The organism is Pseudomonas sp. GW823-FHT02F05 (assembly GCF_058797315.1).
In genome coordinates this window covers 1-16,495 of the sequence record NZ_JBXAJM010000042.1, presented here as the reverse complement: position 1 = coordinate 16,495, position 16,495 = coordinate 1, and the positions used below count along the sequence as shown (strand labels likewise).

The 16,495-nt window shown below is 60.6% G+C and carries 14 protein-coding genes; 7 read left to right on the top strand and 7 right to left on the bottom strand.

Annotated features, from left to right (window positions below):
- Positions 1–93 precede the first annotated feature (93 nt).
- The 5 genes from AC1RAC_RS28020 to AC1RAC_RS28000 all read right to left on the bottom strand — a co-directional run bounded on the left by AC1RAC_RS28020 (position 94) and on the right by AC1RAC_RS28000 (position 7,457).
- Positions 94–1,503 (bottom strand): pyridoxal phosphate-dependent decarboxylase family protein, encoded by a 1,410-nt coding sequence (locus AC1RAC_RS28020; RefSeq protein ID WP_492617170.1) that lies wholly within the window; start codon positions 1,501–1,503, stop codon positions 94–96.
- A 33-nt stretch (positions 1,504–1,536) separates the two neighbouring features.
- The gene (locus tag AC1RAC_RS28015) at positions 1,537–2,382 is read right to left on the bottom strand and encodes a 2OG-Fe(II) oxygenase (RefSeq protein ID WP_492617169.1); all 846 of its coding nucleotides are present in this window, start codon (positions 2,380–2,382) and stop codon (positions 1,537–1,539) included.
- Between the two features lie 168 nt (positions 2,383–2,550).
- Positions 2,551–4,968 carry a glucose/quinate/shikimate family membrane-bound PQQ-dependent dehydrogenase gene (locus tag AC1RAC_RS28010; protein ID WP_034127999.1) on the bottom strand — a complete coding sequence of 806 codons (2,418 nt, stop codon included), beginning with the start codon at positions 4,966–4,968 and terminating at the stop codon, positions 2,551–2,553.
- A 224-nt stretch (positions 4,969–5,192) separates the two neighbouring features.
- A complete protein-coding gene (locus AC1RAC_RS28005; protein ID WP_034127998.1) occupies positions 5,193–5,408 on the bottom strand; it encodes a hypothetical protein in 216 nt (71 codons plus the stop codon).
- A 30-nt stretch (positions 5,409–5,438) separates the two neighbouring features.
- Entirely contained in the window at positions 5,439–7,457 is a 2,019-nt protein-coding gene (locus AC1RAC_RS28000) for a TonB-dependent receptor (RefSeq protein WP_492617168.1), read from the bottom strand.
- 169 nt (positions 7,458–7,626) lie between these two features.
- Here AC1RAC_RS28000 and AC1RAC_RS27995 point away from each other — a divergent pair, with 169 nt between their 5' ends.
- Together AC1RAC_RS27995 and AC1RAC_RS27990 are read left to right on the top strand one after the other, a co-directional pair.
- On the top strand, positions 7,627–7,860 hold the full coding sequence (locus AC1RAC_RS27995; RefSeq protein ID WP_003188882.1) for a VF530 family protein: 234 nt from the start codon (positions 7,627–7,629) through the stop codon (positions 7,858–7,860).
- Positions 7,861–7,864: 4 nt separating this feature from the next.
- Entirely contained in the window at positions 7,865–8,491 is a 627-nt protein-coding gene (locus AC1RAC_RS27990) for a Pr6Pr family membrane protein (protein WP_034127996.1), read from the top strand.
- A 98-nt stretch (positions 8,492–8,589) separates the two neighbouring features.
- Here AC1RAC_RS27990 and AC1RAC_RS27985 read toward each other — a convergent pair whose 3' ends face one another.
- Both AC1RAC_RS27985 and AC1RAC_RS27980 read right to left on the bottom strand, forming a co-directional pair.
- A complete protein-coding gene (locus tag AC1RAC_RS27985; protein ID WP_492617167.1) occupies positions 8,590–9,357 on the bottom strand; it encodes a siderophore-interacting protein in 768 nt (255 codons plus the stop codon).
- Positions 9,354–9,863, bottom strand: coding sequence for a PadR family transcriptional regulator (locus tag AC1RAC_RS27980; protein WP_034127994.1), 510 nt, complete (start codon positions 9,861–9,863; stop codon positions 9,354–9,356). The genes AC1RAC_RS27985 and AC1RAC_RS27980 overlap by 4 nt, the downstream gene beginning before the upstream one ends.
- A gap of 462 nt (positions 9,864–10,325) precedes the next feature.
- On the opposite strand from AC1RAC_RS27980, the gene AC1RAC_RS27975 reads away from it, so the two are divergent.
- The 5 genes from AC1RAC_RS27975 to AC1RAC_RS27955 all read left to right on the top strand — a co-directional run bounded on the left by AC1RAC_RS27975 (position 10,326) and on the right by AC1RAC_RS27955 (position 16,043).
- Positions 10,326–10,826: a CS1 type fimbrial major subunit gene (locus AC1RAC_RS27975; RefSeq protein ID WP_054897684.1), complete on the top strand. Its 501-nt coding sequence runs from the start codon at positions 10,326–10,328 to the stop codon at positions 10,824–10,826.
- A gap of 112 nt (positions 10,827–10,938) precedes the next feature.
- Positions 10,939–13,461, top strand: coding sequence for a CS1-pili formation C-terminal domain-containing protein (locus AC1RAC_RS27970; RefSeq protein ID WP_259284986.1), 2,523 nt, complete (start codon positions 10,939–10,941; stop codon positions 13,459–13,461).
- A gap of 21 nt (positions 13,462–13,482) precedes the next feature.
- Entirely contained in the window at positions 13,483–14,730 is a 1,248-nt protein-coding gene (locus AC1RAC_RS27965) for a hypothetical protein (RefSeq protein ID WP_054897685.1), read from the top strand.
- A gap of 66 nt (positions 14,731–14,796) precedes the next feature.
- Positions 14,797–15,555: a pilus assembly protein gene (locus AC1RAC_RS27960; protein ID WP_072447588.1), complete on the top strand. Its 759-nt coding sequence runs from the start codon at positions 14,797–14,799 to the stop codon at positions 15,553–15,555.
- A gap of 5 nt (positions 15,556–15,560) precedes the next feature.
- A complete protein-coding gene (locus tag AC1RAC_RS27955; RefSeq protein ID WP_034127990.1) occupies positions 15,561–16,043 on the top strand; it encodes a CS1 type fimbrial major subunit in 483 nt (160 codons plus the stop codon).
- Positions 16,044–16,495: the final 452 nt, after the last annotated feature.

Genomic DNA, 16,495 nt, shown 5'->3' with positions numbered 1-16,495 from the left:
CCCCCCCCCCCCCCCCCCCCCCCCCCCCCCCCCCCCCCCCCCCCCCCCCCCCCCCCCCCCCCCCCCCCCCACAGGGGGCTACTTTGGCAGCGTTCAAGCGACCAGGGCTTGCAATCGCACCCACAACCTTTGGACATGCTGATGCTCGGTGCCCAGCGCGCCGATGGACACCCTCACCATCCAGCGCTCATCGAGGATGGCGGGGGTGACGTAAGCATCGCCTGACTGGTTGAGTTTTTCTGCCCAGGCTCGCGTGTGATGGTCCAGTGCCTGGCCTTCCAAACCCGGCGGTTCATGGCGAATGCACAGGGTTTGCAAGGCGGGCGTGGCCACCAGTGTCCAGTGCTCAGTGGCTTCGATCTGCTCTGCCAGCCAGCGCGCATTGGCCAGGTCTCGCCGCAACCGCGCTTGCAGGCCGCTGACGCCTTGCTCGCGTATCAGGAACCACAACTTCAAGGCGCGGAAACGGCTGCCCAGGGAGATCCGCCAGTCACGGTAGTTTCGCACTTGGCCGTCTGCGCTGGACTGCAGGTAACTCGGGTTGGTGGTCATGATGCGAATCAAATGCTCGGGGTCGCGCACGAAGTACACCGAGCAATCGAAGGCCGCGCCCAGCCATTTGTGCGGGTTGAGCACTAGGGAGTCAGCCTTTTCGATGCCATCCCATAAGGCCCGGCATTCCGGCAGGATCATCGCGGCGCCGGCCATGGCCGAGTCCACATGCAGCCACAGGCCGTAGCGTTGGGTGAGGTCGCCAATGGCCTCCAGGGGGTCGATCGCCATGGCGGCCGTGGTGCCGGTGGTGGCAATCACCACGCAGGGCGTGTTGCCGGCGGCCAGGTCCTGTTCGATGGCGTGCGCCAGTGCCAGGGGCGACATTGCATGGTGTGCGTCGGTGGCGATGGTGCGGATATGGTTCTGGCCGAACCCGGCCAGGATCGCCGCCTTGTTGACCGAGCTGTGGGCATGGGCTGAGGTGTAGACGATCAGGGGCGCGCTGCTGTTTTGCAGGCCGTTGTGCATCAGCGCGTAATCGGAGCTGCGTTCCCGGGCGCTGATAAGCGCCACCAGCGTGGAGGTGGACGCAGAGTCCTGGATCACACCGCTCCACGTGTTGCCCAGGCCGAGCATGTCGCGCAGCCAGTCAGTGGTGACTTCCTCTATTTCGGTGAGAGCCGGACTGGATTGCCAGGACAACCCAATCACACCCAGGCCGGTGCTCAGGCAATCGCCCAGCACTGAGGACAGTTCCACATTGGAAGGGAAGAACCCGAAGAAACTGGGATGCTGCCAATGCAGCAAGCCGGGCATGATCAGTTTTTCGACGTCGCCCATGATCTGTTCGAACGGTTCGGCGGTGTCAGGCGGGCTGGCCGGCAGGGCAGCTTTGATCTCGCCAGGTCGGGTGGTGGGCTGCACGCCGCGTTGTTCGATGTTCTGTCGGTAGTCTGCAATCAGGTCGATCATGGCATAGCCATGTTGGCGGAATTCTTCGGGGGTCATAGATAAACGTCCATGTGCACGAGCAATAAAGTATTAGCACCAGAAGTAAAACGGTTCGCCGGGGGTATAGCCGATAAACGACTGCATGCTGACGCGTTTTCCCGAATCGAACCCGCAGATGGCGTGGGGGCGGCGGGTATTGATGAGCACCAGTTCGTTCTTGCGTGGGCGGATGCGCAGCGGTTTTTGTAAACACTGTTCGGGCAGTTGGGCACCCTCGAGGCGCTTGACCTCGTCATAGCTAAAGGCTTGGGTATCCCAGATGATCAGCTCGCCCCCCGAAGGCGGTGTTTGCAGGTAGATATTGGCGCTGAATTGATGCTGCAGTTCAGCGATTGTGCGGGGCAGGCAATCCACATGGGGCACCGTTTCCGAGAGGTGCGCCGTCTCCGGGAACATGACGCGGATGATCCCGCAAAACATCGCTTGGCCCTGGAACGAAGCGGCTGTTGCACCTTGCGGCCAGAGCGCCTGGAACTGTTCCATCAGTTGTTGAATGGGCGGTTTTTGCGGCGCACAGAGGCTGTCGATAAGGCCGCGCATACGGGCCGCGTCTGCATAATATTTTTCTTGTGCGTCACCGCCGGCGGCCTTGCCGTACGTGGAGTTGAACGGGTTGCCCCAGCGATGCACACCATAGAAGTGCTGAACGACGCGCCCCTCTTCATAGGTTTCATGACCATAGTGTTCCAGGGTGGCGGTATCGTCGATGGCCTGAATCAACCGTGCGCTGGTGGTTGCGTTGGCAAATTCAGGTACCCGAATGGCAAGCACTTCGCCACTGATGAGTTTTTTCAAACTGGCAGTATTGAGGTGTTCAAGCTCCAGGATTTTTGTGGGGGTGGAAAGAATTGGTTTTGTAGCGACATGGTCCGTCATGCAGTGAAGCTCCCTTTAAAGTTTTATCCGTACGCCTTTTGTATTACGCAGGGTGTGCGCACTAAATTAGTTTTAAAGGGTTGAGGGGAAACCACGGGGGCATTTTCAGCAGGCAAAAAAAAGCGGCTGCCCAACCGGGCCGCCGCTTTTTTGTCCCGCCAGCGTTGCTTAATCTGGCAGTTTGAACGCCATCACATAGTCACCCTGCTTGGTCCCCAGGGAACCGTGACCGCCCGCCATGACCAGCACGTATTGCTTGCCGTCCTTGCCGGTGTAGGTCATCGGGGTGGTTTGCGCGCCTGCAGGCAGGCGGCCTTCCCACAGTTGCTTGCCGTTTTTCACGTCATAGGCACGCAGGTACTGGTCCAGGGTGCCGCTGAGGAACGCGACGCCACCGGCGGTGGTGAACGTACCACCCAGGCTAGGCACGCCCATGGTCAGTGGGATTGGAACCGGCGAGCTGTCACGCACGGTGCCGTTCTTGTGCATCCAGATGGTCTGGTGGGTGGTCAGGTCGACCGCCGCCACGTAGCCCCAGGCCGGTGCCTGGCACGGCAGGCCCATCGGCGACAGCAGTGCTTCAAGGATCACACCATACGGGGCGCCTTTGTTCGGCTGCACGCCTTCGGTTTCGCTGACGCGTGGGCCTTGCTTGGCAATGTCGGCAGCCGGGATCAGCTTCGATTTGAACGCCATGTAGCTTGGGTTCACGAAGGCGATCTGGCGAACCGGGTCAACCGAGATACCGCCCCAGTCGAACACGCCGAAGTTGCCTGGGTACACGATCGAACCTTGCAGGGACGGCGGGGTGAACGGGCCGTCGTAGCGCATGGATTTGAAATCGATCCGGCACAGCATCTGATCGAACGGTGTCACGCCCCACATGTCGCGTTCTTTCAACGGCGGCGGCATGAAGTTCAGGTCGGACTTGGGTTGGGTAGGGGAGGTGCGGTCGCCCGCCACTGCGCCCTGTGGCACCGGGATTTCATTGACGGGCACCACTGGCTGGCCAGTGGCGCGGTCCAGCACGTAGATGCTGCCTTGCTTGGTCGACGCCATCACCGCTTGCTTCACGCCCGCAGCGGTCTTGATGTCGATCAGCGAAGGCTGGCCGCCCACGTCCATGTCCCACAGGTCGTGGTGGGTGAACTGGAAGGTCCACTTCACGTGGCCGGTGTCGATGTCCAGGGCGGTCAGGCCCGCGGCGTACTTCTCGGACTCATCGGTACGGTCGCCGCCGTACTGGTCGGGCATCTGGTTGCCCATCGGCAGGTAGAGCATGCCGAGTTTTTCATCCACGGCGAACATGGACCACATGTTCGGCGAGTTGCGGGTGTAGGTCTTGCCCTCGGCCAACGGGGTGGTGTCGTCCGGGTTGCCGCTGTCCCAGTTCCACACCAGCTTGCCGGTGTGCACGTCGAACGCGCGGATCACGCCGCTTGGCTCGTCGATGGAAACGTTGTCGGTCACGTGACCGCCGATCACGACCAGGTTCTTGGTCACGGCCGGTGGCGACGTGGAGTAGTAACCGCCTGGGGCGAAGCTACCGATGTTGGCACGCAGGTCGACCTGACCTTTGTCACCGAAGTCTTCGCACATCTTGCCGGTGTCGGCGTTCAGGGCGATCAGACGGGTGTCGGCGGTCGGCACGAAGATGCGTTTCGGGCAGGCATTCGGAGCGGCGGCCGGGCTGGCAGTGCCAGTCGGGCTCTGCTCGGAAGCGTAGGCGGCGTCATCGTGGTACGACACGCCACGGCAGGTCATGTGCGCCCAACCTTTGAAGCTCTCAGCACCCTGGGTGGTGATTTTCGGGTCGAAACGCCAGATTTCCTTGCCGGTATCCGGGTCCAGAGCAATCACTTGGCTGTGCGGTGTGCACACGTAGAGCATGCCATTGACTTTCAGCGGGGTATTTTCGGCGGTGGTTTCACCGGGATCGCCTGGGCCAGGGATGTCGCCAGTGCGATAAGTCCACGCCGGCACCAGCTTATGGGCATTCTCCGGGGTGATCTGTGCCAGTGGCGAGTAACGGTCACCGAAGGCCGAGCGGCCATAGGAGTTCCAGTCGCCATCGGCCTGGGTTGGCGCAGCGCTGGCCATACCCGGCACCGCGTCGCGGTCCAGTTGGCCGGTCTTGACCATTTCACCTGGGTTGGTGAATTGGCTGGCCAGGGCGGTCGCGCCCGCCAGCACCACGGCAACGCTCAGCGCGCCAGTGCCCAGCGGTGCGGCTTGGCCACGCAGCAATGGCCGACGAAACCACGGCAGCAGCATGACGATGCCGAGGGCGAACAGCAGGGCCAGACGCGGCACCAGTTGCCACCAGTCCAGGCCCACTTCCCACAGGGCCCACACGGTGCTGGCAAACAACACCAGTGCATACAGGCCCAGCGCGGCTCGGCGTGTGGCCAGCAGCAATACGCCGGTCACGGCAATGCCGATACCGGCCAGCAGGTAGTACAGCGACCCGCCGAGCATACTCAGCTTGACGCCACCGGCCAGCAAGGCCAGCCCCATGATCAGCAGCAAGACCCCCAGCAGCCTGGGCAACAGGCGGCTTGGGCTTGAGGCACCATCAGTGCTCATAGTGTGTTTCTCCGTTACGTTGGAATTATGTAACCCCGTGCTTCACTCACTGTAGATGACGATTCGGCTCGGGCTTGGTTCATCGTTATTTTTGGTTTTTTCTGTGGATAACCGGGTTATCCACAGGCGGGCAATCAATCCCCTGGCGCAGGTCGATTCAAGACAGCGCTGTCTTTGTGCAGGAAGAAATTCGGCAAAGGGAGTCGACCGGGAGGTGAAGCGTTTCAGATTGTTGCGAAGGATAATGCGGCGGGGCGTTTTGAGAAAGGGTGAATCGCAAGATGCATCATTTCAGTTTTGGTAACAGTGACAGATAGTCGCTGCAAAAATAGCCTGATGGCAGGCTCTATCTCTGTAGGAGCGAGCTTGCTCGCGAAAAACTCACAGGCGCCGCGTTTATTCAGGAAGCGCGCGTTATCGTTGGCGTTTTTCGCGAGCAAGCTCGCTCCTACAGGGGGGTGAGGTGACGGTTAGAAAGTGGTGCGGATGCCGAACTGCACACTGCGCCCCGGCGCCGGTGCGATGTCGCGCAGGATCGAGCTGGCATAGCGCACGGTCTGGTTGGTCAGGTTCTCGCCATTGACGAACGCCAGCCACTGGCTGCCGCCCACATTGAAGCGATACCCCGCGCTGGCGCCGAGGGTGGTGTAGCCATCGGTGCCGCTTTCGTTATCCGGCACACGCCCTTGGCCTGCGGCATGTTCCACGTCGATACGCGCTTGCCAGCGATCCAGTTCCCACAGCAAGCCGCTGTTCAAACGCAATGGCGCAATGCGCGGCAAGGCTTCGCCGGTGTCCAGGTTGGTGGCGCGGGTGTAGTCGCCCGACAGTTCCAGCGCAAACTTACCGTAGGCGCCTTCGCCGAGCTTCCAGTGATCCTGGGCTTCGAAGCCGGCGAAACGTGCGCGCACACCAGAATATTCGTACTCGGGAATACCTCCCGCGTCCTCTTCGCCTTCATCGTTCAGGGTACGACCCGTGCCCAACAAGCCGATGTAATTGGAGAAGTGGCTATAGAACACGCCGAAGCTGCCCTTGTGGGTGCCGTTGTCAAAGCGCAGGGCCAGGTCGCTGGACACGGCCTTTTCTTTCTTCAGGTTGGCATCGCCCAACTCGTAGGTACCGGTGGCAACGTGGGCGCCGTTGGCGTACAGCTCGTAAAAGGTCGGCGCGCGTTCGGTGTAGCCGAGGGTGGCAGCCAGGGACCAGATCGGCGTGAGGGTGTACACCGCACCTGACGACAGGCTACCGGCGGTGAAGTCACTGCTCTTGTCGGCATTGGCAAAACGCTCGTTGCCTTTGGCGTTCGGGTCGACGCTGGTGTGTTCCAGGCGTGCGCCGAGGCTGAGTTTCAGGCGTTCGGTGGCTTGCATTTCTTCGAGGATAAACAGCGCGCCGGCGTTGGTGTCGGTCTGCGGCACGAAGGCTTCTTCGCCCAGGGCCGAGAACTCGTTGCGGGTCACTTGGGCGCCGACCACGCCATCGAATGGGCCAATCGGCTGGTGACGAGCTTCCACCCGCGCTTCATAGCCTTTGTTCTTGAAGGTGGTGCCGGTTTCACCGCCTTCGATTTCGCGGTGTTCGTAGTCGGTGTACCCGGCGTCGATTTTCACCGAGGTAAACGGCCCTTGCAGGTTGCGGATCTCGGAGGCAAAGGCGTAGTGGTCCTGTTTCATGCGGATGCGCACATCCTGCTCGGCGGGTGAGCCGTAGTTACTGTCGTAATTACTGTAGGACAGCCCGGCATAACCATCGTCCCAGGTGTAGGAACCGCCCACCGCACCGCCGTCCTGGCGCCCATTGCTGTTGCCCAGGCGCCCGTTTTTGCCGGGGCCGTTCTCGCTCTCCAGTGCATGCCGGCTGCGGGCATAACCTGGGATTTTCAAGTCATTGAACTCGCGCCCATTGGCATCCAGATGCAAAGCGAAGGTACCGTTACCGGCCTCCAACTTGCCCGCGCTGCTGCGGGTGGTGTCGGCACCGCCGTAGCGCAACTCGCCAGCGCCATGGATGCCTTCGATGGCCTCGGTGGGGATGCGATTGTCGAAGGTGTTGACCACCCCACCGATGGCGCTGCCGCCGTACAGCAGGGCTGCCGGGCCCCGCACGATTTCGATGCGGTCAACGTTGATCGGGTCCAGTGGCACCGCGTGGTCGTAGGACAGCGACGAGGCATCCAGCGCCCCCACGCCGTTACGCAGGATGCGAATGCGGTCGCCATCCTGGCCGCGAATGATTGGGCGGCTGGCCCCCGGGCCAAAGTACGAAGACGACACGCCCGGCTGCTTGTTCAGGGTTTCACCGAGGCTGCCTTTTTGTTGCAGGGTCAGGTCATCGCCTTCCAGCACGGTGGTGGGCGAGGCGAGTTGTGTGCTGCCCAGCGGGTTGCCGGTGACTACTTGGGGTGGCAGTTCAAGGGCATGGGCCTGGGAGCCAATCAACAGGGCGGCGGCGAGGGGCGACAAGCGCCAGAGAGAAGGCAGCGACATCGGAAATTCCTGGGCAAAATGACTGATAATTTAAGTTACAATATAACATCTCTTTTCTGTGAAAAAGGGGAACTTTTCCTGGCGGGCTATATTCAATGCGATGCTTCCACCTGCTCGCCCCGTCGGCTAAGGTGCGCGGCTGTGTTCCTCTTTTTGCAAAAGGCCCGGCATGACCGCGACAAGCAACGACCCGCTCCACGGTGTGACCCTGCAGCACGTGCTCACCACCCTGGTGGAGCATTACGAGTGGAGCGGCTTGGCCGAGCGCATTGATATCCGCTGCTTCAAGAGTGACCCGAGCATCAAGTCGAGCCTGACTTTCCTGCGCAAAACCCCGTGGGCGCGGGAAAAGGTCGAAGGCTTGTACGTCAAGCTGATGCGTACCAAACGCCCACTGGATTGAGTGCATGAAGCGCTTTGTTGCGGCGGCGGCCTTGGCCGGTTGGGTGGGGTTGGCGATCCAGCAATACCTGATTCTCTATTCGCGCTGGGCCAGTGGCGCGAGCTTGCTGGGCGGCCTGATCAGTTTCTTCAGCTTCTTCACCGTTCTGACCAATACCCTGGTGGTCGTGGTGCTCAGCTACTCACTGGTCAAGCGCGACTCAGCCGCCAAGCGGTTTTTCCTCGCGCCTCGCATCAGTAGCGCGATTGCCGCGAGCATCGTGGTGGTGAGCCTGGCCTACAACCTGCTGCTGCGGCATCTGTGGAGCCCGCAAGGCTTTCAATTTATCGCCGATGAATTGCTGCACGACGTCATGCCGTTGTTGTTTGTGGTGTATTGGTGGCGGTGCGTGCCCAAGGGTACGTTGCGGCTCAAACACATTGCCGGCTGGGTGATCTACCCATTGGTGTACTTCGGTTATGTGCTGCTGCGGGGGCATATGCTCGGGCAGTATCAGTACCCGTTCATGGATGTGGACAGCCTCGGTTATCCACAAGTGTTTGTGAATGCCGGAGGGATTTTGGCAGGGTTTATCGTCATTGGGCTGGTGATCGTTGGCCTGGACAAGCGCCTCAAATCACCCTCGATTTAAAGTGAGCACCATTAAGGTGGGAGCAGGCTTGCCTGCGATAGCATCACCTCGGTGTAACTGATAAACCGAGGTGCTTGCATCGCAGGCAAGCCCCACCTTTATTCTTCGTCGCTGCCTTCGGCACGCCAGTAACCCACGGCCTTGAGGTATTCCTCGTTGACCTTGTGCGCATCCAGCAGCACCCGCCGTACCTGGCGCGACAGCTTGGTTTCGGTGGCGACGAAGCTGTACAACGCCCCGCTGGGCAGCGTCAGGTTGCGCACCACGTCGAGCAGGTCATCCTGGCCGCGCATCACCCAAATAATCTCGACGTCCGCCGCGCTTTGCAGCGCTTGTTGCTCCGCCGCATCGGCGATTTCAATCACCGCCAGCACCTTGCGCCCGGCCGGCAGTTCTTCCAGGCGTCGACCGATGGCGGGCAGGGCGGTTTCGTCGCCGATCAGCAGGTAGCTGTCGAAAATGTCCGGCACGATCATCGAGCCTCGTGGCCCGCCGATATACAGGTGCTGACCGACCTGCGCCTGCTCGGCCCAGGTAGACGCAGGGCCATCGCCATGTAGCACGAAGTCGATATCCAGCTCGCCGATTTTCAGGTCGTAGCGTCGTGGCGTGTAGTCGCGCATGGCCGGTTGCGGGCCGTCGCCCTTGATGGCGAACGTCGGGCTTTCCAGCGCCGCTTGCTCGGCGGCGTTCTGCGGGAACAGCAGCTTGATGTGATCGTCGCTGCCCAGGCTGATAAAGCCCGCCAGCTCAGGCCCGCCCAGTGTGATGCGGCGCATGCGCGGGGTGATGTCCACCACCCGCAGCACTTCCAGGCGGCGGCGTTTTATTTCATGGGTTACGCGGTGAATGGCTTGTGTGTTCATTGGTCTGTCCCGTCGGCAATGGCTTGAGCGGTGCGGTTGAGCAGCGCCGCAACACGAACGATTTCCTGTGGGCTCCAGTGCCCGTTGTGCGAATGCAAGGCATGGCGCAGGTTATGCACCGCTTCGTGGATTTCAGGTGGGCGGTCGTGGCCGCGCAGTGAGCGTTTGCTGACGTCGATGCGCATGCGCACGCCGTCCAGAGCAACGGCCTGCTCACTTAGAAAGAGACGACCGGCGTCGGTGATTGTGTAGTGCTTTTTCCCGCCTTCGGCATTGCCGCTGATCAGCTCGCTCTCTTCGAGGAAGGTCAAGGTCGGGTAGATCACGCCGGGGCTGGGGCTGTAGGCGCCGTCGAACAGGCTTTCGATGCGGCGGATCAGGTCGTAGCCGTGGCATGGCTGTTCGGCGATCAGCGCCAGCAGCAGTAATTTCAGATCACCCGGTGCGAAGACGCGAGGACCGCGACCGCCACGTTTTTCGAATTCACCGCGAGGTTCGTTTCTCATGCAGTCTCTCCAGACAGGTTTAGATATAACGTAAGATATATCTTAATGCGACGATAGGGCTTGGCGACCAACGGTCATCGACGCCTTTTCCGGCAGAGGACCTTGGAATACGTGGAATACGATTAATTTTAGAGTTATAACTTTAATTAGAGTTTAAACTCAGTTAAGTTTATGTTCGGCAGCTTGTTTGTGGTATTTTTCTGAGCGAAAGTTCTTTTGGTTGGCCCTGTTTTTTGTGTTGTAGTCTTGTTCTTACAGCTACTTTGAAAGTTTTGGCAAAGTGCCATGTTTTTCTCTCAATCCCTGATTAATAGGGCTACGCAGGCGTGAGAGGTTGCCTGCATACCTACTGTTGTTTTGAGTTGATCATTGTTTGGCGTTGCAACTAACGGCGGCGCGTTCGTTGTTAAGGCGGTTACTTGGCGACGAATCACTCAATGTTGATAACTACAGGTATTGACCATGTTCAAGAAGTTCGCGATTGCTGTTCCCCTGGCTGTTATGGCGCTGTCCTCCTCGGTAACAGCTTTTGCTGCCGGTGAAGCCAGCCACACCGTCAACATGAAGGCCACCATCCCGACTACCGTGTTCCACGCCCAGCCGCGTGACCCGAACTGGGGTCGCGATGAAACCATGACCTACAACCTGGTCAGCGGTGAGCTGGCGCCGTTGAGCGCCATCTACGACATCAAGAACACCAATGGTTCGGTTCACGCCTACATCGAAGGCGGCCCGGCCGTGCTGTTCAACGGTGACCCAAGCCAGAACATCCCGCTCACCACCACCCTCAATGGTGTGACCCTGACCGGCACCCCACAGGAAGTGGTCAACGAAGCCGACTCCACCCCAGGCGTAGGTGCGGAGATGCGCATCGTCGCAGCCAAACCTTCGGCGACTCAGCGCGGTTCGTACACCTCCGTGATGCCAGTGGTCTTCGACGCGGTACTGCCAGTAGCGCCTTGATGCCACTTAATGCCCGCTTGGCGCGGGCATGACTTTTCAGGTCGGCGAATGCCTCCTCCGTTCGCCGGCCTGGTTTTCGATTCTGGTCTCCTGGCATTCAGAGTATCCGTTCATGTTCCCGATGACGCCTATCGCGGCTGCGCTTGCGCTGCTGATATGTACGAGTGCGCTGGCGGCACCTGCTGCTTCCGGTGCAGCCACGCCCGGCAGCCTGATCACTCAGGCCCAAGGCTTGCCCGCAGGCTTTGCCGATCACTTTTTCGATGTACCCCTGGCGGTGCGCGTAGACCTGGACCACCAACTGCTTGGCGAAGCGCTGATCGTGCTGTCCCGGGATGACCGCGTTACCCTGCTCGAATTCACCGACACCGGCGACAGCAAGGTGCCGGCTGCGACCCGCGACACTTGGCAAGGTCTGCTGGAAAAAGGCGTGGCGTTGGGCGCCTGTACCCAGTCTTGCCCGCAAAAGATGATCTCTGCTTACTACAATCTGGAAAGCTCGCAGTTGTCGATCCTCACGCAGGACGTTGAACTGAGTAGCGAAGCCCCGCGCTTTTACGACCAGCCCGACGGCGGCAGCCTGGGGTTGATCATCAACAACCAGCTCAACCTCAATGGCGGTCAGCAAGACAGCCTCGGCGGCCGTTATGGTTTGCAAGCCAGTTCCAGCGTGGGCAACTGGAGCCAGGTGTTCAACCTGCAACTGGCGCGCCAGAGCGGTAATGACCAACCCATGCGCCACGCGATTCATGAGCTGTATACCCAGCGTGAACTGGAAGGGCAGTTTTTTCGCCTTGGCCACTTCACCCCCAATTCCGATGGCCTGACCCGTCAACTGCGCAGCTTCGGCGCCAGCCCCGACACCGCCTTGGGCATCATGTACGGCAGTTCCGACAGCCTGGCGATCAACAACCCCAAGCCCAGCGTGTACCCGATCTACGTCACCGCCAACCGTCAGGCAGCGGTAGAGATTTATCGCAACGGCTTGTTGATCAACACCCAGGCCGTGGCCGCCGGCCTGCAAACCCTGGACACCCGGCCACTACCCGGCGGTATCTATGAAGTGGAAGTACGCCTGGTGGAAGACGGCCTCACCACCAGCACTACCCAGGAGCTGGTGTACAAACCCGGTAACTGGCGCAACGCCGAAGACCGCTGGCGCTACAACCTGTTCGCCGGGCGCGAAACCAAGCTGTTCAGCAACTGGGACGAGCAAGCCTCGGGTGCGGTGACGGCCGGCGCGTCGCTCAATTACCTGCTGCACCCACGGGTGATTCTTGGCCTGTCGGCCCGCCAGGTGCGCGAGCAACTGCAATATGGCAGCTCGGTGGACTGGACCGTTGCCGACAACACCAGCCTCTATGCCAATGTTTATCAAACCCGTGAACATGGCACGGGCCTTGACCTGCAAGGGCTCTACAGCTTCGGCGCGACCAACCTGGTGTTCAGTCACAACCGCAGCTGGCTCGACACCCGCGACACCTACGAAACCCTGCCCGACGGCACGCGCCTGCGGCGCAACACCTTTGTCGGCCAGGCCAGCAATTCGGCGTTGTCGGTCAACCATCGCCTTGATGCGAAAAACACCTTGAACATGCGGGTGTCCCACAGCCAAGGCAACGTCGAAGGTGCGGGGCTGGACCTGGGCTGGAGCCGTCACGACAGCTTTTTCGGCAGTGATGCCAACTGGCGTTTCTCGGTGTTCGACCGCCCCGGCAGCGCCGGCACCAATGACCAGCGCAACCGTGGCGTGGATGTGAGCCTGAGCGTGAACCTGGGCAGCGATGGCCGGCAGATTTCCGGCAGCATCGGCACCCGCACCGCCCGTGATGGCGGCCGCGATAACAATGCGTCGATCACGTATCGGCAGAACCTCACCGACCATGTGCTGCAAAGTGTCTCGGCCACGGCGATCACTGATACCTACGGCGTCGGCCTGTCAGGCATGGCCAACTTCAGTACCGACGTGGTCAGCGGCGACGGCTTTGTGCAGCGCAGCTCCTTCAATGGCGATTTCAGTGGTGGCTTGAACCTCAACAGCACCTTCGTCGCGGGCGCCGGGAAAATGCTGCTCAGCAGCCAGTACCAGGGCAACGGCGCGGGGATGATCATCGATGTGGAAACCGACCTCGACGAGATCGCCCTGCGCGCCGACGACCTGGGCGGCGGCAGCGCGGTACTGCGTCCGGGGCGCAACTACGTGCCGGTCTCGGCCTACAAGAGCAGCAGCGTGAGCTTCGACTTCGAAGGCAACCACCCGCCGGCGGCGAACATCCAGCCCGCACGCTCCAGTTACCACCTGAACAAGGGCGGCGTGGACTACCGCAAGATCACCGTGATGAAAACCGTCACCGTACTCGGCCGCCTGCTGGATGAACGCGGCGCGCCGCTTAAAGGCCATCACGTAATCAATCACGCCAGCCGTGGGGTCAGCGAAGTGGACGGGTTCTTCTCCATGGAGATGAGCGCCAGCGCGCCGACCCTGCAGGTGCGCTACCAGAACCAGTTGCTCTGCCAGTTCCGCCTGGACCCGAGCACCGCGCCGAATGAAAACGACGTGCTGATGATCGGTGACTTGCGCTGCACGCCGGACACGCTGGCCGAAGCTAACCACAAGGGCGAAACCGCCGGTTGACGGCGGTTGAAACGGGAGTTCATGACCTTGATTACCGCAATGAAAAAACGCTTGGGGCTCTGTGCATTCGCGCTGGTTTTGGGCACTACCTACAGCTTGCCGGCACTGGCTATCGTCGAGCAGATCACGGCGGTGTTTCGCCCCGATCCGGCCAACCCAACGAGCAATAAATTCGTCAATACCACGCCGCAAAGTGGCTTGTGTCCCTGGCACGTTCCCGCCAGGTGCGAGGCGGTCAATACCTTCAGTATTCGTAACAGTTCGTTCCGGGCCTATTCCAATGGGCCGATACCGGCGTTTCCGGAGGATCCGCGCCAGAGCGCCTATTTCAAGGTGCCCTCGGCATTTCGCGATCTGCAAGTGACTCACACCGTCACCGGTCGTGCGGAGACGGTACAGATGCGCATTGCCGGTATTGGGGGACGGTGGAATGTCTCTTATCCACCGGGTGTGTCCGGCTGGGCCACGCCAGGCGTAGGCTGGAACGCTTATTGGCGAGGGGCGCCGGCACCGTGCTTGCCGATCAATTACATGGCGGCGGGACAAGCGTATGCGCTTTTTTTCTGGATCGTTCCGGAGAACGCCGGAGCCTGCAGCGTTACAAATGGTATGGAAATCGGGCGGATGAGCTACAGCACGCTTGAGTACGGCTACGAACTCAAGACACCAAACCCTCTGGGTATGGACGCTGGTACTTATGAGGGTTCCATCACTTACACCATGGGCCCGGGCGGCGATATGGATTTCGGCACCACCATGATCCCCGACGAAAACACCCTGACCTTCAACTTCATCTTGTCGGTGGAGCACGTGCTCAAGATTGACCTGCCGGCGGGCGGCAATCGCATCGAGCTGTTACCCGAAGGCGGCTGGCAAGCCTGGCTCAACCAGGGGCGGCGCCCGTCGCGGCTATGGCGTGACCAGACCTTCGCAATCTCCGCCAGCTCACGTTTCAAGATGACCCTGGAGTGCGGGCTGGTGATCGGCAACACCTGTGGCCTGCGCAACAACGACGGTGACGAAGTGCCGCTTCAAGTCGCCGTGAGCCTGCCCTATGGCTTGCGTGATCAGCATGACCAGGGTGTGAACAAACTGCCCCTGCGCCTTGACGGTGTCGGCACCGAACTGTTCCAGCCGTTGCAGTACGTGAACAACCGCGAGGGCAAGTTGCATTTCGAGGTGGGCAAGGATGACGTGGCCGACATGCTCAAGAAACCCGGCAGCACCTATTCCGGCGTGGCCACGGTGATCTGGGATTCGGAAGTCTAGGCGAGCCCGGCTCGCATATCGGCTCCCTGTGGTGGGCCGCGTTCAATCAATAAGGCGTAATCAAACATGAAACAAGCAGTGTTAGGGGCTGGGCTGTTGCTGATGTCATTGGCGGCGCAGGCCGGGCCGGCGATCAATGTCGGCGTGGTGTATGACTACCTGGAGGGCGACCGCAGTTCTTATCTCAAGCGGGTGTTCAACGGCGGCACCAGCACCGCCTTTATCAAGGTCAATGTGCTGGAAATTGTCTATAACGCCGACGGCACGTCCAGGGAAATCCCGGTGGCCTCCCTGACGGATGACAAGGGCGCCGCCACCAGCCGCGACGGCCTGATGGCCAGTCCGGCGCGGTTGATCGTTCCGGCGGGCGGGCGCCAGGGGACGCGCTTGTTGTACATGGGCGAGCGCGACAAGGAGCGTTACTTCCGGGTGCGTTTCATCCCGGTGGTGCCGGAGAAGGAAGACGACTTCGCCGTGACCGACGCCGAGCGCGACGAGTACAAAAAAGATCTCGCCGCCGGCGTCAACGTCATGGCCGGTTACGGCACGGTGTTTTTCGTGCGGCCCAAGGACACCCGCTTCGATACGAAGGTCGTCGAGACCGCCGACCAGTACACACTGCGCAACGCCGGCAACAGCGTGGTGGTACTCGATGAGTTCCGGGACTGTTCAGCGGCGAAAAAAACCGACTGCGAAGCCACCACCAAGCACCACATTCTGCCGGGGCGCCAATGGCAGCTTGAGAAGAAGCCCGGGCGTGAATACCGCTTCCAGATGATCGAAGGCCGCGACAAAACACCGATGACGGTCAACAGCAACGGGTGATGACAATGTTCAAGCAACTGACGGTATGGGCGGGGCTGGTCGCAACGTTGTTCATCGGCGCGCCGGTACAGGCGTTTCAGGAACGCCAGAGTTTTGATGTGTCGGTCACTATTCCGATCCACGAAGCCTATGTGCTGCCCTCCGAACCCGACTGGATGGCGCAGGACCAACTGCTGGCATGGGACCTGGCGACCTCCAGGCTCGGGCGCCTGCGCAAGAACTTCGACGTAAAAAACCTCAATGGCGGCGTAGCCGCGCGGCTGGGGGACGTGCCCTATCTGTTGAGCGGCCGCGACCGTATTGATTTGCGCGTGCTGTTCAACCGGGTGCCCCTGACCCTGGACTCGACCCAGATACTCAGCGCTGACGAGGCGGGCATGGGCCGGCGCGTCGAGCTGGAGATTGCTCCGATCGAGCCGCAGGGTGGATACCAGGGCGGGTCCTACTACGGCACGGTGCACCTGATGTTTGATTTTCTGGCGCCTTGACCGCGCGGGCCCATTTCATCGAGCTGCTGGTACTTCAGGTCGAAGGTGTTGCCGTTGTTTCATTTGGCGGTGGGGTTCTGCTGCTCAAGGTAACGCTCCCAACCTTCTCAACCGGGCTACCAGCGTACTGCGATAGGCCAGATGAATACCGGCCTCGTCGTCCGATGTGAGCCGGTGCTGGTCCAGCTGCGTGCGGGTAGCGGGGCTCGAATAACAGGGTTGGGTAGTCTGTAAGTCAGATGACTTACCCTAATCACGTCCATGAAAGCATGGGTATCTACACAACTTTTTGGTGCGACGCCGGGCCTGTGGGAGGGGGCTTGCTCGCGAAGGCGACCTGACAGCTGAAGCTGTTATCCGTCTACATATCCATTTCTGCGGTAACGGCCACTTAGGGTTCCGCTTTTACAGCGGCTCACTTTTGAAAAGCGCAAAAGTAAGCAAAACGCTCT